Below are 24,644 nucleotides of genomic sequence, written 5' to 3'. Positions count from 1 at the left end.
TCCGGGCGCGCCGTTCGCCTCCGGGCGTGCCTCTCACCTCCGCGTGCCCGCGACGGACTCGTGGTCGGTCCCGTGGGCCCGTTCGCCGCGCGGCTGCCGGTCGCCGGTGCGCCCGAGGGCGGCGGCGAGGAGGAGTGCGGCGGTGGCGGTGAGGGCGGTGCCCGGCCAGCCGAGGGCGATCGACAACGGCGGGGCCAGGGCGGTCCCGACGGCGCCGACCGTGAAGTAGAGCACCAGGTAGACGCTGGACAGGCTGCCGGAGCGCAGTGGGGCGAGGGCGATGACCCGGCTCATGTTGGCGGCCTGGGCGGCGAAGCAGCCGGCGTCGAAGAGGGCGAGGCCGAGGACGGTCACCGGCTGGGAGTGCAGGCCGGTGGCCAGCAGCGCGGTACCCGCCGCGGCGGTCAGCACGCTGATGGTGATCACGGTCGACGGGGAGTGCCGGTCGGCGAGGCGCCCGGTGAGCGGGAGGACGCCCATGCCGAGGAGCCCGGCCAGGCTGTACAGGCCGATGGCGGTCGGGCCGAGGGAGAAGGGCGGTTCGGCCAGGGCGAGTGCGAGGGCGACCCAGGTGATGTTGAACGCGAAGTACCACAGCCCGCCGGCGGCCAGGGCGCGTCGCAGTTGCGGGAACTCGCGCAGCAGCGGGGGAAGTTCGGTGAGCGCGGCGCGGTAGCCGCGGTCGGAGTGCGGGCGCTGCCGGGGCAGGAGCGTGGCCGCGGCGAGCGCGCCGAGCAGGGCGAGGGCGGCGAAGACGAGGAGCATCCGCCGCCAGCCGAGGAGGTCGGCGAGGGCTCCGCCCGCAAGGCGGCTGAGCAGGATGCCCGCCGACATCCCGGCGGCCACGGCGGCGACGCCGGTGCCCCGCCGGCCGGGCGCGGCGTATCGGCCCGCGATGCTGCTCGCCTGGGCCGCGACACTGGCGGACGCGCCGATGCACAGGTAGGCGGCCAGGAGTGTGCCCGCGCCGGGTGCGAGGGCGGCGAGGGTGAGGGCGGCGGCCAGGGCCGCGAGCTGTGCGGCCACCAGCCGGTTGGGGGCGACACGGTCGGCGAGGGGGAGCAGCAGGGCGAAGCCGGTCATGCAGCCGGTGAGCGCGGCGCTCGGCACGAGACCGATCACGGAGAGGGGGACGCCCAGTTCGGCGGCGACCGCGGTGAGCGCGGGCTGGATGGCGTAGTTGTTCGCGATCGCCGTTCCGGCCGTGCAGGCGAGGAGGAACGTGCCGCCTCGGGGGAGGGCGGGGTTCATGGCCGTGTGCCACGGGTGAGGACGACGGCGTAACGGCATTCGCTGTCCGTGGTGTTGGCGAAGACGCGCTCGGTCGGTTCGCCGAGTTCGATGGTGTCGCCCGCGCCGAGTTCGTGGACCGTGTCCCCGTCGTGGAAGGTCAGCCGGCCGTCGAGGACCCAGACGATCTGTCGTACGAAGGCGAACGCGGCGGCCGGATACGGCACGCGGGCGCCCGGAGGCAGGTGGATCTCGGCGACCTCCGCGGGGAAGCGCGGGCCGGAGATCTGGCGGCGCCGGTAGCCGGTGCCGGGATCCTGCCATTCGTCCGTGCCGTCCCGGCGGCGTACGCCCGCCCCTGCCTCCGGCTCGTCCCGCGTGCCTTCGGCCAGGGCCAGCAAGGAGGCGACGCTGAGCTGGAACGCGGCGGACAGCTTGCCGAGGACGACGGCCGTCGGACTGCTCTCACCGCGCTCGATCCTGCTGATCATGGCCTGCGACACGCCGGAGGCGTCCGCGAGCTGGGCCAGGGTCCACCGACGGCGTTCCCGCTCGGTGCGGACGCGCGCGGCGATCTGCCCCACCAGAGGATCTACTATGTTGGACATGACTCCAATATACGAGAGAAACTCTGTGATCGTCACCGTGCGCCCCGCGCGGCCGGACGACGTGGAGGCGGTCCGCGCGATCCGTAACCACGCCGTCGAGCACTCGACGGCCCTGTGGACGCAGACCCCGCAGTCCGCCGTCGAAGGCGCCGCGTGGCTGGCGGCCCACCTGGAGCGCGGCTCGGCGTTCGTCGCCGAGGTGGAGGGCGAGGTGGCCGGGTTCGCGGTCTACGGACCATGGCGGCAACTGGACGGCTACCGTCACACGGTGGAGAACTCGGTCTACGTCCGCACCGACCGGCACGGCCTCGGCATCGGCTCCGTCCTTCTGGAGGCCCTCATCGCCTCGGCGCGCGAAGCCGGCCACCACGTCATGATCGCGGGCATCGAAGCCGGGAACGCCGCGTCGATCCGGCTGCACGAGCGCTTCGGGTTCGACGTCGTCGGCACGGTCCCCGAGGTCGGCACCAAGTTCGGCCGCTGGCTCGACCTCACGCTCATGCGGCTGCGGCTCGACTGAGCTGCCGCCGTGTCGCGGGGTCCGGGCCCGACGGACGTGCGCTCACCCGTGCGGGGTGATGACCGCCCGTCCCTTGATCTTTCCTTCGTGCAGCAGCCTGTAGGCCTCGGCGGCGCGGTCCAGCGGGAAGTGCTCGACCAGCATCGTGACCTTCCCCTGCCGGGCCAGGGTGATCACCTCCATCAGTTCGGGGATGTAGCCCCAGTACGGTGAGGCGACCGAGCACTCGTGCGGCGGGCTCAGGAAATTGACGGGCAGGGCGCCGCCGCCGATACCGACGATGGTCACATGGCCGAGGGTCCGGGCCACCTGGGCGGCCGTCCGCAGCGTCGCGTCCACGCCGACCATGTCCAGCACCAGCTCCGCGCCCTGCTGCCGCGTCATGTCCTTGATGCGGGTGACCGCCTGGTCGCCCGCGAGCAGTACCTCGTCCGCGCCCATGCGCCTGGCGGTCTCCAGTTTGCCGGCGGCGCTGTCCACGGCGACGACGGTGGTCGCCGCGCTGAGCGCCCGCAGGAACTGGATCGCCATCTGGCCCAGACCGCCCGCCCCGATCACCACCGCGGTCGAGCCGGGACCCAGCAGATGCAGCGAGCGCTTGACGGCGTGGTAGCTGGTCAGCCCCGCGTCGCTGAGCGGTGCGGCCTCCCGGGGATCGAGGTCGCCCAGCGGGACCAGGAACCGTGCCGCGGGGACGAGCAGGTACTCGGCCATCCCGCCGTCGTAGCCGGACAGGCCACCGCCTTGGTGCATGCCCTCCTGGCAGTAGTTCTCCCGGCCCTCACGGCAGTTGACGCACACCCCGCAGCCCCAGGCGCCGTAGACCATCACGGGATCTCCGGGCGCGAACCCGCTCACCCCCGGCCCGGGTGTCTCCACCCAGCCCGCGTTCTCGTGGCCGAGCGAGAAAGGCAGCCGCGTGCCGCCGCCGGGTGAGGGGTTCTCCATGATGTGCAGATCGGAGTGGCAGGCACCCGCACCCCCGATTTTGACCAGAACCTGCCCCGGGCCGGGCTCGGGCACCGGCACCTCGCGCAACTCGGGCGGTTCCTGCGCTCGGACGAGTTGGAAAGCCCGCATGGCACTCCTCGATGTGAGCCGGGTCGGTCGCGGACGCCGCCGACGTCCACCAGGAGGTGACGCGGGCCGCGGAAGGAGCGGCAGAGCGTGCGTCCGGCGGGCGTCACACTCCCATCCTCGAACGTCCGGAGTCGTCCCGCATCCAGTTCGCGTCACCTGTCGGACGACTTCGGACGACTTCGGACGGGTTCAGATGGCTTCGGAGGGCTTTGGGGCAGTGTCTCTGGGGTGGGGGGTGCTTCAGCGGTTGCTCGCGGTCGCGGCGATGGCGGGGAGGATCGCGAGGGCGACGATGCCGCCGGACAGGGCGAGGACGGGGTAACTCGCGGCGGCGACGACGAGGCCCGAGGACAGACCGCCGGTGGCGCCGGCGATCGCGATGGACACATCGACCATGCCCTGGGTCCTGGCCCGGGTCGCGAGCGGCACGGTGTCGGTGATGATCGCCGTACCGGAGACGAGCCCCAGGTTCCAGCCGAGTCCCAGCAGCGCCAGGGCGAGCGCGAGCAGCGCGACGGAGTCGCCGGGCGCGGTGGCCGCGACGACGCCGGCCACCAGCAGGGTGAGCCCGGACGCGGCGGCGATCTTGATACGGCCGTACCGGTCGACGAGCCAGCCCGTCACCGGCGAGGGCAGGTACATCGCGCCGATGTGGATGGCGATGACGAGGCCCGAGGCGGCGGTGCCGTGACCGTGGTCGTGCATGTGGACCGGGGTCATCGTCATGATCGCGACCATGACGAGCTGGGTGAGGATCATGACGAGCGCGCCGAGGACCACGCCGCCCCGGAGGCCCCGAACGGGGCTGCTTCCCGACGTCGCGTCGGCGCGGGCGGTGGTGGTGGCGGTGGTGGCTGTGGCGGTGACGGTGGCGTCCTGCTCGGCGGCGGCAAGGGTGCGGGCGAGGGGCAGCGGGTCGGGCCGCAGCCAGACGGCGAGGACGAGGGCGGCCAGCGCGTAGGCGGCGCCGGACAGCAGGAAGGGCCCGGCCAGTTCGGGCATGCCGAGGGTTTTCGCGAAGTCGCCGGTGGGTGCGGCCAGGTTGGGTCCGGCGACCCCGCCGAGGGTGGTGGCGACCAGCACGGTGGACACCGCGCGGGCACGGTGCGCGGGTTGTGCGAGATCGGCTCCGGCGTAACGGGCCTGGAGGTTCGTGGCGGTACCGGCGCCGTAGACGAACAACGAGAGGAACAGCAGCACGGGGCTGTCCAGTACCGCGGCGGTGATGACACCGGCGCTGCCGACGGCTCCGCCGAGATAGCCGCCCGCCAGACCGGGCCGGCGCCCGCGGGCCTGGGAGACCCGGCCGACGAGGACGGCGGCGAGTGCCGATCCTCCGGTGAGCAGGGCGCTGGGCAGCCCGGCGAGGCTGGTGGTGCCGAGCATGTCCTGCGCGAGCAGGGCACCCACGGTGACGCCCGCGGCCAGTCCGGCCCCGCTGAGGATCTGGGAGGCGACCAGGACGCGCAGAACACGGCGCTGTGCGTGGACGGCGTCGGGTACGCCGGGTATCGAGCCCGTCGTACCGACTGGTGCGGTGCTGGTCATGAATCCTCCGGGTGGAGCCGCCCTCCCACCGGTCCCGGGCATGGGGGAGGTGTCCACGGGCACGAGGGGCGCGGCGCGGGTGAGGGCGGAACGAAGTGGGCTGTCGGGGGCGTAGAGGCGGGGGGCGTCAGGCAGAGTCGGGATGCGGTAAGCCGGGGGCGTGGTGGCGTGCCGGCGCGGCGACGCGGGATGCCTGGCGGTGTCGGGAGCCGGGCCGCTGCCCGTCCGGATGCCCGGACCTCTTCGGACGCGCGGTCGCGCCGTCGCGGCTCACTCCATGTCCCCGACGTCGACGGGCAGTTCGGCCAGGCGCCATTCGAGCATGCCGTCGTTGAGGCGGATGGCCCGTCGCCCGCGGCCGGTGAGCAGTCGTACCGCGTCGTGGGCGAGCACGCAGTACTCGCCCCGGCAGTAGACGACGATCTCGGTCTCCTCGGGCAACTCGTCGATCCGGTGGGCCAGTTCGCCTACCGGGATGGACACCGCTCCCGGGATGTGCCCGGAGCGGTACTCCTCCACCGGCCGTACGTCCAGGACGACGACGTCTCCCGCCGCCGCGCGGGCGCGCAGTTCCTCCTGTGTGACCTCTGTCGCGTCGTCCGGGCCGAGGTAGGCGTCCCGTGCCGCGGGTACGGCGGCCTGGTGGGCCTCGGCGACCTTGCGCAGCAGGGCGAACAACTGGGCCACGTCGTCGCCGGCGAGCCGGTAGTGGATGCGTACGCCCTCGCGGCGGGTGGCGACGAATCCGGCCTGTTTGAGGGTCTGCAGATGTGCGGAGGCCGTCGTCAGGTTCAGTCCCGCGGTCTTGGCCAGGGCGTCGACGGTGCGCTCGCCCTGCGCGAGCAGATCGAGCAGCTCCAGACGCTTTCCGCCGGCCAGCGCCTTACCGCTGGCCGCGAACGCGTCGTACAGCCGCGCCTTCGCGCCGGCCCTGGTGTTTCCCGCCACGACATCCTCCATGAATCCATGGAATATCGTAGACGACGCAGGGCGCGGCCCGATGCGTGGGGGCAGCCTCGCCCGCCTCCGGCGGGGTGGACGTACCGGTATCCACCGCTCGCGGGGTCACACGTCAGTGAGGCCGAGTTGGCGCAGCATGCCGAGTTCGTCGCTGCTGCCCCAGCGTTCGACGAGCTTGCCGTCGCTGTCGAAGCGGCTGATCTGCATGCCTCGGTAGCTCACCGTCCGGCCGGTCGGCGGGTGCCCCATGAGTGGTCCCATGTGCGTCCCCGTGATGGTGTAGGCGAAGGCCAACTCGTCGTCGGTCGCCATCAGATGCTCCACCTCGAGGTGCAAGTCGGGGAAGGCGGTCCGCAACTCGCCGAACATGGCCTTGTATCCCTCGGGGCCCGGTGCCTGTCGCGGGGCGGGATCGTGATCGATCGAGCCGGGCGCGACGATCTCGTCGAGTGCCTTGAGATCGTCGGTGACGACGGCCTCTCCGAACGCGGTCTGTGCGGCGATGTTCGTTTGCTGAGACATGAGACTCCTCGGGCGCATCTCGTCCACGCACCTACGCCGTGATGCGACCGTACACCGCCCATCCGCCCCCGGCATGTCTGCGCGGCAGGGCCTCCATTGCCCGGCAGACGAGTTGGAGCGGCAGCCTCAGAAGATCCTCAAGAACAGCGGCCCCGGGGGGCGAGCCCGGGAAAACCTGTCATGGTTGTCCCACGTGAGAACACGAGCCGAGGGGGAAACGCATGCTCGGGGCAATGGACTTGGGTGCCAGGACCGCCGCGGTGATCACGATCGCCGCTCTCGCCGGACTCGCTGTCGTCGTGCTCCGCAGGTTCGGGGCTCGCAAGCAATAGGCCGGAACCGACTCGGCCGTCAGGTGATGTGTCGCAGCAACGCCGTGGCCGCCGGGGACAGTTGGCCCGGAGGATGGACCACCATCACCTTCCAGTTCGGCGCGTGCCGGGCGAACCGATGCGTCGTCAGGTCGGGGAAGCGGTCGGCGATGGACGGGGGCATCACGCAGACGCCCAGGTCGCCTCGGACCAGTTCGGACGCGGCCATGACGTCGTTCACCTCGAAGGTGGTGCCGCGGTCGACGCCGGCGGCGCGGAAGGCCCGGTCGACGGCGTGACGGATCGCCCAGCCGGGGGCGAAGTCCACGAGGGGGAGACGCGCGAGCGCCTCCGGTTCGACGGCGCCCTCGGCGCCGGTCACGGCGGACAGGTCCCGCTCCGGGGAGGCGACGAGGAGCATCTCCTCGCGGGCGAGCAGCCGGCTCACGAGCCCCCGCTGCTGCTGGCGGTCGAGCGCCACCACCGCCAGGTCCACCGTGCCCTCGCGCAGGGCCTGCCGGATGTCGGTCACCGCCGCCTGCCGCAGCTTGACCACCACGCCCGGGTGCTCCGACCGCAGTGCGGCCAGTGCGCGGTGCAGGCCTGCCCAGACTCCCTGCATGATGCCGACGGTGACCTGTCCGCGCAGTTCCCCCTTGGCCGCGTCGACCGCCTCGCGCGCCAGTTCGGCGGCGCGCAGGGCCGCTCGCGCCGCGGGGACGAACGCTTCACCGGCCGGGGTGAGCGCCACCCGGTGCGTGGTCCGCGTGAACAGCGCGGTGCCCAGCTCGCGCTCCAGGGCGCGGACCGTGCCGGAGACGGCGGACTGCACCACGTGCAGCCGCCTCGCCGCCGCCGTGAACCCACCCGCGTCCGCCACCGCGACGACGACTTCCATCTGCCGCAGATCCATCAGTCGCTCCCGGTGACGCGGCGCCCCTCCGCAGGGCAACGATCTTCGCTGCATGGTATGCGGAGGGGCGGGTACGGGCGGGGACACCCGGGCGCCGAGGCGGCCCCGCCTCGCGTCAGGAACGCACGAGGGGGGTGTCGACGAGGTGCTCCGCCAGGAACCAGGCCTGGAGTTCGCCGGTGCGGATGATCTGGGAGACCATCAGGTCGTTGGTGCCGTCGTCGCCCAGTTCGGCGGTGCGGGTGGCCGCGTCGTGGGCGTCGATCAGGATGGTCTCGTGGGCTTCGAGTAGCCGCGAGAGCATGGCCGGGACCTCCTCGACGCCGTCCGGCGGACGCGGGATCGAGGTGATCTCGGCGACGTGGCGGGGGTCGCCGACCGCGACGCCGCCCAGGGTCTGCACGCGCTCGGCGAGCGTGTCGACCAGCTCCAGCTGTTCGCCGGCGTGCTTGTCCAGCAGCAGGTGCAACTGGTAGAAGGTGGCGCCGCGCAGGAGCCAGTGGTGCTTCTTGTAGAGGCCGTAGAGGATCTGGGTGTCCGCCAGGACCTTGTTCAGGCGCTGGCAGGAGTACATGCGCGCCTCGTAGGACAGGCCGAGGGGGAACTGCTTGACGGTCCCGAACTCCTGGATGACCTCGCCCTTCTGGTGCAGCCACGGCTGGCTGTGGCTCAAGGGCTTGGAGCTGGTGGTCATGACGGGCCTCCTGGGATGCCGTGCGTTGCGTACGCCGGTGACGCTAGGCGGGCGGGCTCGGGGCGCGTTGTCCGGGAGTGCATACAGTGCTGCCCGTGAGCGCACCGGTGGCCGGGCGCCGTATGCCCCGGCCCGCACTCCGGCGCGTCCGGTGACTCACTCGCTGTCGGCCGTCAGCCGTTCCACGATGCCGTCCAGATCGATGTGCCGGTGTTCCGTGCCCGGCGGCACCAGCGCGTCGGTGCGGGCGAGGAAGGAGGTGACGGCGGCGGCCTTGACCTCCAGGAGGGCCGCCCCGTGACGCGTCCTCAAAAGGATGCGGAGCGAGTCCGGATGGCACCCGTGCCGTGGGAACACCACCACGTTCCCCTCTCCCGCGGGCCGGCGGCGCCCCTCGGAGAGGAGCGAGCGGGCGAAGAACCAGTCGACGGGGGGAGCCGAGGGTGCGCCCAGGGACAGGCACACGGCGTAGGGATCGGTCGTCGCGTAGCGGAGTTCGGCGGGGAGCGGTACCGGCAGTTCCTCGTCCACGGTCACCCGCATCCGCGTCCGGAAGACGATCGAGCCTCGATGTGCGGCATCGGACGGAGGAAGAGAATGTCGCATGCTGCTGCCTCCTGTCTGCGACTGTCGCCTGAGGTTTCGTTCGTCTGTCCGGGCTCTGACGGCCCGGCCCTGCGTCGCCGACGACCGTACGGCGGTCCCGGGGCGCCGGATTGCCGACGAGCGCAGGACGTGTTGTCGGCGAGGGAACCCGGCCACCGTCGCGCCCTGTGACGTGCGACAGTGACCGGGACGGGCGTGTTCCTACGCGGCGTCACGGGCCGTGCTTCCTTTCGCCTTCCTGTACTCGGTGAGCCAGTACAGGAGCGCGAGCAGGGGCAGCGCCGCGCCCAGGGTCGTCAGGGCGGCCCAGCCGCCGGAGTGGTAGGTGAGTGAGCCGAGTTGGGAGCCGAGGGCGCCGCCGAGGAAGAAGGTGGCGATGAAGGCGCTGTTGAGGCGGGCGCGGGCGTGGGGATCGAGCTGGTAGATGGTGTGCTGGCCGAGGATGAGGGTGGCCTGGACGGCCACGTCGATCAGGATGGCGGCGAGGGCGATCAGGACGATGTGGTGGCGGCCGAGACCGGCGAGCGCGAAGGCCAGGACGGCGAGGGCGAACGCGGCGCCGGTCATGGACCGGGTCAGCCCGCGGTCGGCCCAGCGCCCGGCCAGCGGGGCCACGGCCGCACCGGCGGCTCCGACGAGGGCGAAGACGCCGACACCGATGGGGGAGTAGTGGTAGCCGGGGCCGGTGAGAACGTAGGAGATCGTGGTCCAGAAGGCACTGAAGGCGCCGAACATCGCCGCCTGGTAGAGGCCGCGGCGCCGCAGCGCGGGGTGGGTGCGGACCAGTCGGAGGGTGGAGTGCAGGACGCGTGCGTACGGGATCGTCGTGGTCGGCGCGTGCTGGGGGAGGGCCGCGCGCAGGGCGACGGCGAGCACGGCCATCAGGACGGCGGAGCCGAGGTAGACCACGCGCCAGCCGGCGACGTCGGAGACCAGGCTGCTGACGGTGCGGGAGAGCAGGATCCCGGCGAGCAGTCCGCTCATCACCCGGCCCACGATCCGGCCCCGCGCGTGGTCGGGCGCGAGGCCCGCGGCGAACGGGACCAGGATCTGGGCGACGACCGACGTGGCGCCGCTGATCAGGGACGCGATCAGCAGCATGGGGAAGGTCGTGGCCAGCCCGGCCGCCAGCAGGGCGATCGTGGTGACCGTGAGCAGGGCGGTGATCAGGCCGCGCTTCTCCAGCCGGTCGCCGAGCGGGACCAGGAAGAGCATGCCGATCACATAGCCGACCTGGGTGAGCGTGATCAGCCAGCCCGCGGCCGCCGTGCTGGTGTGGAAGACCTCGCGCAGCGAGGACAGCAGCGGCTGTGCGTAGTACAGGTTGGCGACCGTCATGCCGGAGGCCACGGCCAGCAGCGCGATCAGCCTGCCCGGCACGCCGGGTGCGGGCTGGGTGCCGGTCGTGCGTCGAGTGCCGGTCGTGCGTTCGGTGCCGGTCGTGCCTGGAGTGCCGGTCGTGCGTTCGGTGCCGGTCGTGCCTGGAGTGCCGGTCGTGCGCTGGGGCGAGGTCCGGAATACGGATGTCCGGGACACGGGGACCTTCTTCGGAGCGGGAGCCGGTCGGACCGGCTCGGTGGAGTGCCTGGCGTTGATCGAGCGGCTTCCTCGCCGCTCTCACCCGTGAACAGCACTCGCCACCGCGCTCCGCTTCCCTGTTCGCCGCGATGGCTGCGGATGTCAGTCATCTCTGTGCGAGATGATCGTGAACGCCGCCCACCCCGTCTGCTGATCCGCCCGCTCCGCCCGCTTTGCCTGCCGCTCCGCCTACTGCGGCCGTACCGGATGCTTGCTCATGATCGAGACCCGGTTGAACGCGTTGATGGTGATCGCCACCCAGATCACGGCGGAGACCTGGTCGTCGGTGAGCACCTCGCGGGCCGTGTCGTAGGCGGCCTCCTGCAGCGCCGCGTCGGCGGGGTCCGTGGCCGCCTCGGCGAGCGCGAGGGCGGCGCGTTCGTCGGGGGTGAACACCTCGGTGTCCCGCCAGGCCGCCAGCACGCCGAGCCGCTGCGTGGTCTCGCCCGCGCGCAGGGCGGCCCGGGTGTGGACGTGGAGGCAGAAGGCGCAGCCGTTGATCTGCGACACGCGCAGGTTGACCAGTTCCACGAGCAGCCGGTCGAGTCCCGCCTCGGCGGCGACCGTGCGGACCGCCTCCGAGGTCGCCACGAGTGCCTGGTAGGCGGCGGGGCTCTGCTTGTCGATGAAGATCCGCTGCGCCGCGGACCCGGTCGTGTGGGTGCTCAACCTGGGACTCCTCCGGGGGCCGGTACGGCTCCCCTGTCGTGTTGCGTGTACCTGTGCGCTGTACGTCTGGGTGCTGTGCATCTGTGTACGGGGTGCTGTGTATGCCTGAGGGTGTCGCGTATCCATTATCGCGACTCGATGGTTGAATATGAAACAATGTCTTTCGGAGGTGGTCCACGATGAGCAACGTCGAGACGGAACCCGCGCAGATGCGCTGCGGCACACCGGCGGACGGTGAGCGTCCGGCCGGGGAGGCGCGGGTCGACGTACTGACCGCGCGTGACGTGCCCCTCGGCGGCCCCCGCGCCATGACCGTGCGGCGCACGCTGCCGCAGCGCGCCCGGACCCTGATCGGCGCCTGGTGCTTCGCCGACCACTACGGCCCCGACGACGTCTCGGTCTCCGGAGGCATGGACGTCGCCCCGCACCCGCACACCGGGCTGCAGACGGTGAGCTGGCTGTTCAGCGGGGAGATCGAGCACCGGGACAGCCTGGGCAGTCACGCCTACGTACGCCCCGGCGAACTGAACCTCATGACGGGCGGCCACGGCATCTGCCACTCGGAGGTCTCCACCCCGCGGACCACCGTTCTGCACGGCGTCCAGCTGTGGGTCGCGCTGCCGCAGGAACACCGTGACACCGAGCGGGACTTCCAGCACCACGCACCCGAGGCCGCGCGGATCGACGGCGCCGAGATCAGGGTCTTCCTCGGCACCCTCGCCGGCCGGACCTCCCCGGTGCCGACCTTCACCCCGCTGCTCGGCGCCGAGATCGTCCTCCCGCCGCGCGCGATCCTCACCCTCGCCGTGGACCCCGCCTTCGAGCACGGCCTCCTGGTCGACCAGGGGGAAGTGCGCCTGGCGGACACCCTGTTGGGCCGCGCGGAGCTGGGCTACGCCCACCCGGGCGTCGACACGCTGACCCTGACGAACGAGTCCGACGACGTCGCCCGCACGGTCCTGCTCGGCGGAACCCCGTTCGAGGAGGAGATCGTCATGTGGTGGAACTTCATCGGGCGCAGTCACGAGGACATCGCCAAGGCCCGGGAGGAGTGGCAGAACGCCTCCGACCGCTTCGGCGCCGTCGAGGGATATCCGGGCGACCGGCTTCCCGCCCCCGCCCTGCCCAACGCCGTCATCACCCCGCGCAGGAATCCCCCGCGCTCCTGACCCCTCCGACACCCCACCCACCTCTCTACGACACTCAACTGACCTCTTTCGAAAGGCATTCCATGAGCCAGCCCTCCGTCGCTCCCACGGTCGAGCACGTCGAAGCCGAGAACCACTACGCGATCCTGGTCGACGGCGAGCGCGCCGGACTGACCGCCTATCGCGACCGCGGCGACCAGCGCGTCTTCTACCACACCGAGGTCGACGACGCCTTCGCCGGACAGGGCCTCGCCTCTGTCCTGGTCCAGGAGGCGCTCACCGACGTACGCGCCGCCGGTAAGCGGATCGTGCCCGTCTGCCCGTACGTGGCCAAGTTCCTGAAGAAGCACGACGAGTTCGCCGACATCACCGACGCGGCGACCCCCGACGTCCTGCAGTGGCTGCGAGGCGAACTGGGCTGACCGGCCGCCGGGGCCCGGCATCGGGTAGCCGCTCCAGGTGGCTGCGCCAGGGCACCGCGCCAGGGTCACTGCTCCGGACCCTGTGAGAGGGCGTCGCGGAGCTGGGCCCTGGCGCGGATGCCGAGCTTCGGGAAGACCTTGTGTAGGTGGTAGCCGACGGTCCGGGGCGAGAGGTAGAGGCGGGCCGCGATGTCGCGGTTGGTCAGGCCCTGTGCGGCCAGCTCGGCGATCTGCCGTTCCTGCGGGGTGAGTTCGCTCGCCGGGCTCGCGGCCGTCGGCACCGCCGGGGATCCCGCCGCCCGGAGTTCCGCCGCGGTGCGGTCGGCCCAGGGGTGGGCGTCGAGCCGCTCGAAGCACTCAAGTGCCGCGCTGAGGTGCGGGCGTGCCTCGGCGCTGCGGCGCCGTCGACGCAGCCATTCGCCGAAGTCGAGCTGCGTGAGCGCGCGTTCGAAGGGCCAGCAGTCCGTGACGGAGTCGGCGAGGGCGGCGCGGAAGCGGTCCTCGGCCTCGTCGGTGTCGGTCAGCAGGGCGGCGGCCCGGTGGAGTACGGCGGCCAGCCGGGGGGACGTGTCGTGCTCCAGGCTGTTCTCGACGGCGTCCACCACCGTGCGCGCGTCGTCGACCCGCCCGGCACGGACCGCGGCCGCGGCCAGGTCGCCCAGGTAGTAGGGGGACGCGTGGTAGTGGACCGGAGCGGGGTGAAAGTCCCTGGTGAAGGTCGCGCGCACATGCTCGTACGCGTCGCTGTGGTCCCCGGCGACGAACGCGGCCATCCCCAGGGCGTACCGGTGGCGGACCTGAAGACTCAGGGAAGCGCGCAGATACACGCCTCGTACGGCGTCCAGCGCCTGGGTCCGCGCGGCGGCGTGGTCGCCCTGGAGCGCGCGCAGCGTGGCCCTAAGGATGCAGGCCCCCACGGTCACGTTGTCGGCCCCTGCCTCCGTGGCCATCCAGAACGCCTCGTCCGCCGAGTCCTGGGCCGCCGCCCACGAGCCGGTCTCGAACTGCGCGAGGGCGAGCGACTGCGCCACGGTCGCGTTCGTACCCGCGCTGCCCGCGCGCCGCAGGACGTCCATGGTCCGCCCGAGGACGCGCACGGCCTGCTCGGACTCGTCCAGGATCCAGGCCGCGGCGCCGAGCGCCGAGAGATCCCCGAGCGACTCCTCGGACATGGCGGCCAGAGCGTCCTTCAACGGCGCCATGAGCCGCGCCCGTCGGCGATGGGGATCGATGACGGACTCGGCCCAGACACGGGCCGCGGGGTTGTCGTCCGTGCGTATCAGAGCGCTGATGCGGTGCAGTTCGGCGCGGTAGTAGGGCGCCCCGGAGCTGTAGACGGACGTCGCGGCCGTACTCAGGGCGTCGATGGCCAGGCCCGGGGCCGAGACGGCCGTCGTCCTGGCGACGCCCAGCAACAGGGCCAGCGCCTCCTCATGGCGCAGCGTGACCCCGAGGGCCCAGCCGCCCAGGAGCGAGGCCTGGGCACGCAGCCGGGGATCCTCGGTGAGGTCGCCGACGCGGCCGCTCATCTCACCGACCCACTGCGGATGGCCGGCGAACATGGCCGCCTGCGCGGCCGTCAGCAGACGCCGGGCGCGCAGCTCCGGGGCCGGGGTCAGTTCCGCGGCCCGTTCCAGCGCCGCGGCGGTCGCCGAGTAACCGCCCCGGCCGCGGGCGCGCTCCGCGCTCTCCGCCAGGGCGTCGGCGACCTCCGCGTCCTGACCGGTCGCCGCGGCGGCCAGGTGCCAGGCGCGGCGGTCCGGTTCCCCGGCGAGGGCGGAGGCCAGGGCGAGGTGGGCCTGCCGGCGTTCCTGGAAGGAAGCCGCGTGGTAGACGGCCGAGCTGACCAGGGGGTGACGGAACAGCACGTGGCCGTTCTCGACCCGGACCAGGTCGGCGCGCTCCGCCGGTTCCAGCGCCTGGACGATGTCCGACGACGGGGCGGCGCGCAGGAGGTCGGCCAGCTGTGCCGTGCCCGCGGCGGCGACCAGGAGCAGGGCCTCACGCGTGGGCGCGGGCAGGCCGGGCAGGTCGGCGGCGAACAGGTTCTCCAGGCGCGCGGTGAGCGGCAGCGCCGTACCGCCGCCCTGACCCGTGCCGCTGCCATGGCCCGCGCCGCCACCGTGCCTCGCGCCGCCGCTGTGACCCGCGCCGGTCAGGTCCCGGGCGAGGGCTCGGGGCAGCTCGATCAGCGCCAGCGGGTTGCCGGCCGCCTGCTGGAGGATCTCGGCGCGGGCCCGGCCTCGGGGCGGGTCCGGCTGGGCGTCCAGGAGCAGCCCCGCCGCCGTCCGGCTCAGCGGGCCGATGGTCACCTGCGGGAAGTCCCGGTCGAAGCGGGCCGGCACCGAGTCCTCGCGGGCCGCGAGCAGCAGCACCACCGGTTTTCCCTCCAGGCGCCGGGCGAGGAAGGCGAGGACGTCCACCGAGCCGACGTCGAGCCACTGGGCGTCGTCCACCAGCAGGAGCAGCGGCCCGTGCGCGGCGGCCACGTCGAGGAGCGCGAGCACGCTGACGCACAGGGACAGCTGGTCGAGCCGCAGGTCCTGCGGCGTCGCCGCCGGACCGAACGCCCGGTCGAGGGCCTCCCGTTGCGGGGCCGGCAGCCCTTCTCCGGGAAGCAGCGGATGCAGGAGCTGATGGATGCCCGAGAGCCCAAGGCCGGCCTCGCCCTCGCTGCCGCGCACCCGCAGCGTCCGCAGCCCGCGGGCCCGGCCCTGCTCGGCCGCCCACTCGACCAGGGTGCTCTTGCCCGCCCCCGGCTCCCCGGCCAGCACCAGCACGGGCGAACCGGTGCCGTCCACCGCCCCGAGCAGGCGCTCGAGCCGGGACAGCTCGACGGCCCTGCCCAGGATGCCCGGATCGGAGGGGTACTCGGCACCCACGTGCATGAACTGTCCTTCGTGTCGAGTCGTCTACGGGAACGGGGGAATCCTGCCAGCCTAAAAGAGGTGCGTGAGAAGGGGGTGGGCGAGGAAGCGGTGCGCGGGGAGGGGGTGCGTGCAAGGGGGGCGTGTGCGGGGAGGTGCTCGGGGAGGGGGTGCGCGGGGAGGGGCTGCGTGAAAGAGGGTGTGTGAGGGGAGGGAGATGTACGCGGAGGGGTTCGCGAAAGGGGGCGGGCGACTGGTCATCTGACAGAAGCGTCCCGGCGCCAACTCCCCGATCATGACCGTGGTCAGGAAGAACGCCCACCGTCATGGGCGACCGAGCAGGTCCGGAGTCTGTGCATGAGGGGTCACCCACACCAACCGGCGGTCGGGGGAGAAGCCTCCTTCCGGCCTGGTCACCCGGCCGAGCCGCGTCCTGTGGGCCGGGACGGCGAGATCGAACGGATCAGGCTGTGCGTGACGGGCGAGCCCCGTGACCAGCAGATGCTGGTGCTCCTCGGCGAGGAGGGGAGCGGGCGCACCACGGTGCTCCGCCACGTCCGTGAACTGGCCACCGGCGACGGCGTCCTGGTGCTGTCGGCCCAGGGCTGGGCCGCGGACAGGGGGAACGCCCGCGCATGTCTGCGGCAGCTGCTGTCCTCGCCCGCACTGGACGAGCTGCCCGCGCTGCCCGCCGAACACAGCCAGGTGCTGATCGCGGCCCGGGACGCGGCCCCGGCGCAGGCCGGACCGGACGAGGCACAGGTGCGGACGGCCCTGACGGCCTTGCTGGACCGGCTGGCCGAGTCCCGTCCGGTGCTGGTGTGCGTGGACGACGCCGACCTGTGCGACCACACCTTTCTGGAGACGCTCTGCGCGGCGACCCGGCTCCTGGCCGGCCGTGCGGTGACGGTCCTGCTCGCCGTACGCCGCGACACGTCCCTGCCCAGCCTGCCCCACGGCACACAGAGGCTGCGACTGGGGCCGCTGAACGCCCCGTCGGCCGCGGAGCTGCTCGACCGGCAGCCGATCGTGCCCACCGGCAGGCACAGGCTGGAGATCCTGGACGAAGCCGAGGGCAATCCCCAGGCACTGGTGGAACTGAGCCACCGCGCCCCCCTGGCCGAGGGAACGAGGCTCCTCGGCGCCGAACCGGTGTGGCGCTCGCCCGTGGAGCACGGCTTCGCGTCCACGGATCATGGCTTCGCGTCCATGGATCACGGCTTCGCCCCCGTGCGGCACGGTGTCGACGGACGGCTCGGCGCCCTGCCCGCCGAGACACGCCGTGCCTTGTTGTACGCGGCGGCGGGGACCGGCGAGAGCGTCGCCGTGCTGATGGCCGCCCTGGGCACCGGCGACCTGGCGGTGTGGGCCCCGGCAGAGGCGGCCGGCCTGGTCACGCTGGTCGAGGACCGCGTCGTCTTCCCGCACCCCCTGGCGCGGTCGGCCGCGTTCCTGCGGCACCCGGCCGGCGAGCGGCACCGAGCGCATCGGGACCTCGCCGCGGCGGCCTCGCGGCCGGAGGCCACGGCCCGGCACCTGGCCGCCGCCACCCTGGGGACCAGCGAGTCCGTGGCCGCCGCCCTCGCGGAGTCCGCCTGGCGGCGCGGGGACGCGGTGGAGGCGGCGCGCGCACTGGACCGGGCGGCCCGGCTGAGTCCCCGGCGCCAGGAGCGCGCCCGCCGCCTGACCGAGGCCCTGGTGGCGGCGCAGGCGGTGGGCGAGCCGGACTGGGTGCGGGACCTGTACGGCCGGTTCGTCCAGGACTCCACGGCGCCGGGACTCGGCTGTGTCGCGGCCGGCGCCCTGGCATCCGCACTGTCCCAGGAATCCGCCCAGCAGGAGGCGTTCGACATCGTCACGGACGTCTCGGAGCGGTTTCCCGCGACCGGCCGGTCCGCCGCGTTCGCACTGGTCGCCCTGGCCGCGAGCATCGCCTTCCAGTCCGGCCTGCCGCAGCACCGGGCGGCCTTGTCGACCCTGCTCGACCGGGCGCGGGAGGCGGACGGGGGTGAGGGGGCGAATGCGTCTGAAGGGGCAAGCGGGCCTGAAGGGGCAAGCGGGCCTGAAGGGGCAAGCGGGCCTGAAGGGGCCAGTGGGCCTGAACGGGCGAGCGGGCCCGAAGCGAATGAAGGTGAAGGAGTGAACGGGAGTGAGGTGGCGGACGGGATGAGCGGGCCCCTCGGCCGTCTGGACACGCCCGACGTCCAGCACGCCCTGCAGTCGTACGTCACCGCGGTGGCCAGCCCGCGGTCCGCCGGCCACCTGCTGCCGGACCTCGCCCGCCCGCACAGTGCGCTGCGGGACGCCCCGGACGTCCTGGCCCGCCGGATGTCGGTCGCCGCCGTGGCCTACCACGCCGACGAGGCGGACCTGTGCCTGAGCCAGTTCCGCAAGGCCGACACGCACCTGCGCGCGGCTCGTGCCTTCGGCGCCCGCGCGTGGTCGGTTCTCGCCCTCGCGGACACACTGGTGAACACCGGCCGGTTCACCGAGGCCGAGCCGCTGATCCGGGAGGCCTCGGCCGAGGCCGCGGTGCTGCGCCTGCCTGCCCTCCAGGCGGATCTGGAGGCGCAGGCCCTCACCTCGCGGGCGCTGCGCGGAGCCGTCCCGCCGAAGCCGTGGTTCACCCCCTCGATCTGGAACACCGTCCGCCTGGACGAGAACCGGGCCACACACGCACGCCTGCTGCGCGCCCAGGGCCTCGCCTCCCTGGCGCTGGGGGACCTGGACGAGGGCTGGAGGCAACTGCGCGAACTGTTCGCCGCCGACGGCGAGCCCCTGCACCCCTTCCTGTCGCCCCGGAGCATCGCCGAACTCGCGGTCGCGGCCCAGCGGACGGGCCGGTCCGACGAGATCGTGCCGATCGTGGCGCGCGTCCGGGCCGAGCAGGGGGACCGCCCGAGCACGAGGATGACGCTGCTGCTGCACCACGCCGCCGCCCTCGTCGGACCGGACGACGACGCCGAGGAACACTTCCACCTCGCGCTGGTCAACCACGAGGCGGACCGATGGCCGTGGGAACGAGCCCACGCCCGCCTCAACTACGGTGCCTGGCTGCGCCGCTGCCGCCGGACACGCGAGGCGCGTCAGCAGCTGACCGCAGTGCTGGAAACCGCCGAGCGCCTCGGCGCGGGCGCCCTCGCGGCGGCCGCCGCACGCGAACTGCGCGCCAGCGGGGCGGCGCCCACCCCCGACACCCCCGGCCCGCTGGACCAACTCACGGCACAGCAGCGGCTGATCGTCCGGATGGCCGCGCGAGGCCTGTCGAATCGTGAGATCGGTGAGCAACTCTTCCTCTCGCCGCGTACCGTGGGCTCACACCTGTACAACGTCTACCCGAAGCTCGGCATCAGTCGCCGCCAGCAACTGCGGGACCTGCTTCAGGACGTGTGAGGCACGGGAGGGCGGGCTCCGTCCGGACCTGCCGTCGAGCGGCGCGGTCCAGCCAGAGGAGAATGCGTGATGCCGGGAGCCTTCGGGGACCGTCCGGGCGGAGACGCCCATGCGCCGGTCGTCCTCGACCCTCTGGTGCGGCGACTGGTCACCGCCTCCGCCACGCCACCGTCTCTCGACGACCTCGCCCCCGAAACGGGGCGGCAGGCGTTGCGGGAGACCCAGGTGGACCGGTTCGAGGACTTCGACGTCGACGCGGACTACCGCGTGGCATCCGTCGGCCCGTCGGGACTGCTCGGCTTCTGGACCGTCCGCCCCGCCGGCGCCACGGGACCGCTGCCCGTCCTGCTGTACCTCCACGGCGGCCGGTGGATGCTCGGAGACGCGCAGACCCACGCCGGCCTCATCAGCGAACTCGTCACCGGCGCGGGCGTGTGCGCCGTCGTCCCCGAGTACAGCCGCACCCCCGAGGCCCGCTACCCGGTGGCGCTGGAGGAGTGCTACGCCCTGCTGACCTGGCTGGTCCCGCGAGGCGGCGAACTCGGCCTGGACACGGACCGCCTGGCCGTGGCGGGCGACTGCGCCGGGGCGACGCTGGCCGCCGCCGTCACCATGCTCGCGAAGTCCCGAGGCGGGCCCCGGATCAGCGCACAGCTCCTCTACTACCCGCTCACCGACGCCCGCTGCGACAGCCCCTCGCAACGGCAGTTCGCCACCGGGTACCTGCTCACCCGGCGGGCCCTGCGCGCCTACTGGGCGCGGTACGCTCCCGACCGGGCCCTGCGCGCCGAGCCCACCGTGTCACCGCTGCGCGCGCGGACGGAGGACCTGGTGGGGCTACCCGCGGCGCTGATCGTGACCGCCGAGGCGGACGTGGCCCGCGACGAGGGCGAGCAGTACGCGCGCAAGCTGAGGGCGGCCGGTGTCGAGGCCTGCGCGGCGCGGTTCCTCGGCACGGTCCACGACTTCGCGGCACTGCACGCCCTGCGCGACAGCGCGCCCACGCGGGCAGCGGTCATGACCGGATGCGTCTTCCTGCGTGCCCGTTTGACGGGAGCGACGTGAACCAGTTCGTGGACCAGTCGACCTACTGATGCGCGGACGGGCACCTTCACCGGATGCTCGTACCATGCCGCCCGTCATCGGATCCCCTGTACAGCGACGCCGGAGTCCGACCGACTCCACGGGTCCGCGAACCACGGTGCTGACCACCCGCTCGGTTCCCGCCCGCGAGAGCCTGGACTTCTGGCACGACGCCGTTCTCGCGAACCTCGTGGGAATGGACATCGCGACCGAGAGCAGCACCTACGACGCGACCATGCGCACCGACCACCTCGGTGACCTCCAGATCACCACGGTGGAATGCGACCCGGGCCACGTCCACCGCGCGCCGCGGTTCATCGCCCGCGGCGACGGCCGGCATGTCTTCGTGGCCCTGCAGAGCACCGGCCGGGCCCAGGTCGAACAGGACGGCCGTACCACCGAGTTGCGCGCCGGGGACATCGCGTTCTTCGAGACGATACGGCCCTTTCACACCACCTTCCCGGAGCGCTTCCGGCTGCGGATCTTCGCGGTCCCACGGCACCTGCTCCACCGGCCGGAGTCCGACCTGGAGCAACTCACCGCACGCGCACTGCGCCCGGTCGACGGGGACGGTCTCTCCACCCTGCTCGGGCCGATGATGGAACGGCTCGCGGACACCTCCGAGGCGTACGCGACACCGGTGGCCGAGCGCCTGGCCGAGGGCGTCATCGACCTGATGGCCGCCGCCGCGGCGGACCGGCTGAGCGCGGATCCCGCCGAACTGCCCAGCGCCGACCGCGTTCTGCTGCAGCGGATCAGGACCTTCGTCCGCTGGAACCTGCCGGACCCCGGCCTCACCCCCCGGCTCATCGCCGATGAGCACGGCATCTCCGTCCGCTATCTGCACCGGCTGTTCGAGACGGAGGGCACGACCCTGTGCAAGTGGATCCGCGAGCTGCGCCTGCATGAATGCCGCCGGGAACTCACCGCGCGGGCACCGGGATCCGTCAGCCTCGGCCAGATCGCGCGACGCTGGGGTTTCACCACCCCGTCCCAGTTCAGCAAGGCCTTCCGCGGCTCCTTCGGCCTGTCGCCCACGGACTGGCTCCAGGCGGAGCGCGCGCGCCGCGCGGAGGGAGAGGCGCCGTGATCACGGGGACGCTGACCACGCCCGGCCAGGGCGTCTGCTTCACCACCAGGAACGTCGTCCCCGGCGAGCGCGTCGCCGCCTGGCAGCGCGCTCTCTCACAGGTCTTCGTGGACGTCGAGGCCACCGCGGAGCAGGACCGCCCGTGGCTGGGCGAGTTCAGGGCGGAGCGCCTCGGTGTCCTGCAGATCGCCACCGAGGAGTCCGGCCCGGGAACGGTCCTGCGCAGCGCCCGCTCGGTGGCGGCGGACCCCCGCACCCACATCCTCGTGCGGCAGCAACTGGACGGCTCCGCACTGCTGTTGCAGGACGGCCGCACGGCCGACCTCACGCCCGGTCGCCTCGCCTTCCACGACGCACGGCGGCCGTTCAGGATCGTGCTGCCACAGCGGCAGCGGGCGCGGATCCTCATGGTGCCCCGGGCGCGGATGCGCCTGGCGGAGGGGCAGCTGTCCGCCCTCACGGCCACGGTGGTGGACGAGGCCGACGGGGGAGCGGCGGCCCTGCTGCTGCCCCTGCTCCACGGGATCGTCGACGAGGTCGCCGGCTCCACCACCGCCCGCCGCGACCAGCTCGCCCGCGCCGCCGTGGACATCCTGGCCACCGTCGCCCTGGAACAGATCGGCAGGCGGCCCGCGCCGGCACTCTGGGAGCGCATCACGGCATCCGTCCAGAGCCGGCTGACCGAACCCGGACTCGCCCCGCAGGACATCGCCGACCAGCACGGCATCTCCCTGCGCTACCTGCACCGCCTCTTCCAGCTGCACGGCACCACCGTCAACGCCTGGGTGCGTGCCCGGCGCCTCGAAGCGGCACGGCGGGAACTCGCCCGCCCCGGCGCGGCCCACCGGTCGGTCGCCGCGGTGGGCGCCCACTGGGGATTCACCAGCCCCTCCCACTTCAGCCGGACCTTCCGCGAGACGTACGGCATGTCGCCGGTGCAGTGGCGCGGTTCCGCCTCGGCGGCGGACGCGGCGCCGGCCGCGAGCGGGGAGCCGGCGCCCCGGCCCGCCGAGCCCTGTGCCCCAGGAGAGGGAACTGTTCCCCGACGGTCAACACTCACCGCGCTGTCGGCACGATCGCCCTCGCTCCGAGTTCCTACGCTTCGGGGCGGATGAATCCGACAGAAGGGACCACGATGAGGCACAAAGTGCCGGCATGGCTCCTGCCCGCGTTGATGGTGGTCGTCAGTGCCGTGGGCTGCGGGGCACCGTCCGCGGCCCGCATCGGCCAGGACACCCTCACGGCCCCGGCCACCGCCGCCACCGCGGTCGGACCCCAGTACGACACCACGCACGTCTACGTCACTCCCGGCGAGGTCGACAAGTTCGCCGCCAGCTGGCAGGCGACCTTCGGCGGCACCCGCACCGCGAAGGTCGTCACGACCGTCACCCCGACCCCCAGCAGGACCGACTCGGAGCTGGTCTTCTCGCCCGTCGGCACCCTGTCCGTCTTCGGCTTCCGCACGCCGATCCCCTATCCGTTCGGCGCCGAGCGCACGGGCTGGCTCGTGAGCGACTTCGACAAGGGCGTCCGGCTGGCCCGCGCGAGCGGGGCACACGTCGTCGTCGCGCCCTTCGACGACCCCCTCGGGCGGGACGCGGTCCTCCAGTTCCCCGGTGGCGTCAACACCCAGCTGTACTGGCACACCACAGCCCCCTCGTACGCGCCCCTGCGATCCGTGCCGGACAACCGCGTCTATCTGACGCCCGACGCGGTCGACGGATTCCTCCGCTCCTACCTGCGGTTCACCGCCGGCCGGATCACCTCCGACCAGCGGGCGGCGGACGGCGGTGCCATCGCACTGCCCGGCAATACCTACCGCCGCATCGCCATCGGCTCCCCGTACGGCAACACGGTCGTCACCGTCACCGACGGTCACCTTCCCTACCCGTTCGGCCGGGAGACCACCGGCTACGCGGTCAAGGACCTCACGGCGACGCTGCACAAGGCCAAGGCGGCGGGGGCGAAGGTGCTGTGGGGGCCGTACACCTCCCACGGCCGCTCCCAGGCCATGGTGTCGTTCCCGGGCGGATACGTGGCCGAACTGCACCAGGACGGCGACGGCTGAGCCCGAGCAGCCGCAGCCGCCACCCGGCGGGATGCCCCTCCACGCTCCGCTTCTTGTCCACGAGCGCACGGCTCTGCCCGGGGAGGTGGTTGCCGAAGGCGCCTGCGCGGATACTGGTGAGGTACCACCGGGTGCCTGAGACGGCAGGGCGTGTGGTGTGCGGAACAGGTGAGAGGGTGCCGGGCCGGTCCTTCCGGGCCCGGACGACGAGGGAGCGCAGTTGACCGACGAGACGATGGGTGACGACGTCTACCAGCCGGACGGATCGGAGGTGCAGGACGACGCCGGCCTGCTGGACGCGTCGGACACGCTGGACTACCGGGGCGGCGACGAGGCCCTGGACGAGGGGTACTCACCCCCGGAGCGGCCCTGGGCCGTGGAGCACGCCGGAGTCACAGCGGCGGAACGGCAGCGGGGGGAGAGCCTGGACGAGCGGCTCGCCGAGGAACTGCCGGACATCGGCGTCCCGGAGGGCGACGGTATCGGCGACGCCTGGGACACCGACGGCGAACTCATCGACGAAGAGGTCGGAAGCGAGCGCGCCGGACGACTTCTCGCGCCGGACGAGGGCGCCCACGAGAACACCGAGTCCGACCTCTTCGCCTTCGACAGGGGGCTCGACGGCGCCGGAGCGTCGGCGGAGGAGGCCGCGATGCACGTGATCCCCGATTCCGACACCTTCTGACGTCCTGGACGAGCGCCGCTGACGTCCTGGACGAGCACCGCTTCGCCCGCACCCGCTGCCCGACAGGGAGGATCACCGAGTGAGCACCGTTGAACCGGATGGGGACGACAACAAGCATCCGCACATCCGGCATCTCGTGGAACGGATGGCAGAGCATCACCGCCGCGCCCAGGCCGAGCGTGAGGAGTCGGCCCTGGACCAGGCCATAGAAGGGGCAACCTTCGACCTCGCGACCGACATCGCGCACCCCACGGCCGACCCCGGGGAATCCGGGTACGACGTCGACACGGATCTCGGCATCGACTCGAAGTAGCCGACGCGCCCGGCCGCACAGCGCGCCCGGACCACATATGACACGAGCCGGACGGCCCGCCCCCTCACCGGGAGCGGGCCGTCCGGGCGTTGACACGGCGCAAGAACCGGTCGTGCGCTACGAGTCGAGGCCGTGTGCGTCAATGGACAAGCGGCTGTTCCCGGGGTCAGTAGCGTCAGTCACGGAGCCGCCGGTACGGGGTTCCCCGTCCCGCACCGCGCATTGCGCGTATCTCGCCGAAGGAATCTCAATGACTGTGTCAAGCCGTCTGCGTGACCGGCGGGGCGGAGGTGAACAGCCTCTTGTCACGCAGCATTGCCCAGAGCACGTCGACCC

Annotated in this window: 22 protein-coding genes; 10 read left to right on the top strand and 12 right to left on the bottom strand. The window is 72.7% G+C overall.

The window, feature by feature from the left end; translation table 11 throughout:
* Positions 1–33: 33 nt before the first annotated feature.
* Entirely contained in the window at positions 34–1,251 is a 1,218-nt protein-coding gene (locus ACGFYV_RS02170; RefSeq protein WP_393876415.1) for an MFS transporter, read from the bottom strand.
* Entirely contained in the window at positions 1,248–1,838 is a 591-nt protein-coding gene (locus ACGFYV_RS02165) for a helix-turn-helix domain-containing protein (RefSeq protein ID WP_393876414.1), read from the bottom strand. Before ACGFYV_RS02165 ends, ACGFYV_RS02170 begins: the two co-directional genes overlap by 4 nt.
* Between ACGFYV_RS02165 and ACGFYV_RS02160 the strand changes: the two genes are divergently transcribed.
* Complete coding sequence (locus tag ACGFYV_RS02160; RefSeq protein WP_393876413.1) at positions 1,837–2,358, top strand: GNAT family N-acetyltransferase; 522 nt, start codon at positions 1,837–1,839, stop codon at positions 2,356–2,358. The genes ACGFYV_RS02165 and ACGFYV_RS02160 overlap by 2 nt on opposite strands.
* A gap of 42 nt (positions 2,359–2,400) precedes the next feature.
* Here ACGFYV_RS02160 and ACGFYV_RS02155 read toward each other — a convergent pair whose 3' ends face one another.
* The 9 genes from ACGFYV_RS02155 to ACGFYV_RS02115 form a co-directional block, all read right to left on the bottom strand.
* Positions 2,401–3,438, bottom strand: a complete 1,038-nt coding sequence (locus ACGFYV_RS02155) for an NAD(P)-dependent alcohol dehydrogenase (protein WP_393876412.1) — start codon at positions 3,436–3,438, stop codon at positions 2,401–2,403.
* Positions 3,439–3,678: 240 nt separating this feature from the next.
* The gene (locus tag ACGFYV_RS02150; RefSeq protein WP_393876411.1) at positions 3,679–4,986 is read right to left on the bottom strand and encodes an MFS transporter; all 1,308 of its coding nucleotides are present in this window, start codon (positions 4,984–4,986) and stop codon (positions 3,679–3,681) included.
* Positions 4,987–5,256: 270 nt separating this feature from the next.
* On the bottom strand, positions 5,257–5,946 hold the full coding sequence (locus ACGFYV_RS02145) for an ArsR/SmtB family transcription factor (protein WP_393876410.1): 690 nt from the start codon (positions 5,944–5,946) through the stop codon (positions 5,257–5,259).
* 105 nt (positions 5,947–6,051) lie between these two features.
* Positions 6,052–6,468: an ester cyclase gene (locus ACGFYV_RS02140; RefSeq protein ID WP_393876409.1), complete on the bottom strand. Its 417-nt coding sequence runs from the start codon at positions 6,466–6,468 to the stop codon at positions 6,052–6,054.
* 351 nt (positions 6,469–6,819) lie between these two features.
* The gene (locus ACGFYV_RS02135; protein ID WP_393876408.1) at positions 6,820–7,692 is read right to left on the bottom strand and encodes a LysR family transcriptional regulator; all 873 of its coding nucleotides are present in this window, start codon (positions 7,690–7,692) and stop codon (positions 6,820–6,822) included.
* A 115-nt stretch (positions 7,693–7,807) separates the two neighbouring features.
* On the bottom strand, positions 7,808–8,386 hold the full coding sequence (locus tag ACGFYV_RS02130) for a Dps family protein (protein ID WP_393876407.1): 579 nt from the start codon (positions 8,384–8,386) through the stop codon (positions 7,808–7,810).
* A 156-nt stretch (positions 8,387–8,542) separates the two neighbouring features.
* On the bottom strand, positions 8,543–8,992 hold the full coding sequence (locus ACGFYV_RS02125) for an SsgA family sporulation/cell division regulator (protein WP_393876406.1): 450 nt from the start codon (positions 8,990–8,992) through the stop codon (positions 8,543–8,545).
* Positions 8,993–9,193: 201 nt separating this feature from the next.
* Positions 9,194–10,528, bottom strand: coding sequence for an MFS transporter (locus tag ACGFYV_RS02120; RefSeq protein WP_393876405.1), 1,335 nt, complete (start codon positions 10,526–10,528; stop codon positions 9,194–9,196).
* Between the two features lie 231 nt (positions 10,529–10,759).
* Positions 10,760–11,239: a carboxymuconolactone decarboxylase family protein gene (locus tag ACGFYV_RS02115; protein ID WP_393876404.1), complete on the bottom strand. Its 480-nt coding sequence runs from the start codon at positions 11,237–11,239 to the stop codon at positions 10,760–10,762.
* Between the two features lie 179 nt (positions 11,240–11,418).
* Between ACGFYV_RS02115 and ACGFYV_RS02110 the strand changes: the two genes are divergently transcribed.
* Together ACGFYV_RS02110 and ACGFYV_RS02105 are read left to right on the top strand one after the other, a co-directional pair.
* Entirely contained in the window at positions 11,419–12,408 is a 990-nt protein-coding gene (locus ACGFYV_RS02110; RefSeq protein ID WP_393876403.1) for a pirin family protein, read from the top strand.
* 62 nt (positions 12,409–12,470) lie between these two features.
* Complete coding sequence (locus ACGFYV_RS02105) at positions 12,471–12,809, top strand: GNAT family N-acetyltransferase (protein WP_393876402.1); 339 nt, start codon at positions 12,471–12,473, stop codon at positions 12,807–12,809.
* Between the two features lie 65 nt (positions 12,810–12,874).
* Here the strand turns inward: ACGFYV_RS02105 and ACGFYV_RS02100 are convergent, their stop codons facing one another.
* Positions 12,875–15,697 (bottom strand): ATP-binding protein, encoded by a 2,823-nt coding sequence (locus tag ACGFYV_RS02100; protein WP_393876401.1) that lies wholly within the window; start codon positions 15,695–15,697, stop codon positions 12,875–12,877.
* A 336-nt stretch (positions 15,698–16,033) separates the two neighbouring features.
* Here ACGFYV_RS02100 and ACGFYV_RS02095 point away from each other — a divergent pair, with 336 nt between their 5' ends.
* The 7 genes from ACGFYV_RS02095 (at position 16,034) to ACGFYV_RS02065 (ending at position 24,308) form a co-directional block, all read left to right on the top strand.
* On the top strand, positions 16,034–19,069 hold the full coding sequence (locus ACGFYV_RS02095) for an AAA family ATPase (RefSeq protein ID WP_393876400.1): 3,036 nt from the start codon (positions 16,034–16,036) through the stop codon (positions 19,067–19,069).
* A 69-nt stretch (positions 19,070–19,138) separates the two neighbouring features.
* A complete protein-coding gene (locus ACGFYV_RS02090; protein WP_393876399.1) occupies positions 19,139–20,134 on the top strand; it encodes an alpha/beta hydrolase in 996 nt (331 codons plus the stop codon).
* 136 nt (positions 20,135–20,270) lie between these two features.
* On the top strand, positions 20,271–21,242 hold the full coding sequence (locus ACGFYV_RS02085; protein ID WP_393876398.1) for a helix-turn-helix domain-containing protein: 972 nt from the start codon (positions 20,271–20,273) through the stop codon (positions 21,240–21,242).
* Entirely contained in the window at positions 21,239–22,357 is a 1,119-nt protein-coding gene (locus tag ACGFYV_RS02080) for a helix-turn-helix domain-containing protein (RefSeq protein WP_393876397.1), read from the top strand. Before ACGFYV_RS02085 ends, ACGFYV_RS02080 begins: the two co-directional genes overlap by 4 nt.
* A gap of 20 nt (positions 22,358–22,377) precedes the next feature.
* A complete protein-coding gene (locus tag ACGFYV_RS02075; protein ID WP_393876396.1) occupies positions 22,378–23,310 on the top strand; it encodes a glyoxalase in 933 nt (310 codons plus the stop codon).
* Between the two features lie 235 nt (positions 23,311–23,545).
* Positions 23,546–23,995 carry a DUF5709 domain-containing protein gene (locus ACGFYV_RS02070; protein WP_393876726.1) on the top strand — a complete coding sequence of 150 codons (450 nt, stop codon included), beginning with the start codon at positions 23,546–23,548 and terminating at the stop codon, positions 23,993–23,995.
* Positions 23,996–24,140: 145 nt separating this feature from the next.
* Positions 24,141–24,308: a hypothetical protein gene (locus ACGFYV_RS02065; RefSeq protein ID WP_393876395.1), complete on the top strand. Its 168-nt coding sequence runs from the start codon at positions 24,141–24,143 to the stop codon at positions 24,306–24,308.
* Positions 24,309–24,644 lie beyond the last annotated feature (336 nt).

This window comes from Streptomyces sp. NPDC048297 (genome assembly GCF_043201585.1).
GTDB lineage: Bacteria > Actinomycetota > Actinomycetes > Streptomycetales > Streptomycetaceae > Streptomyces.
This window is presented reverse-complemented; position numbering and strand designations above follow the sequence as displayed.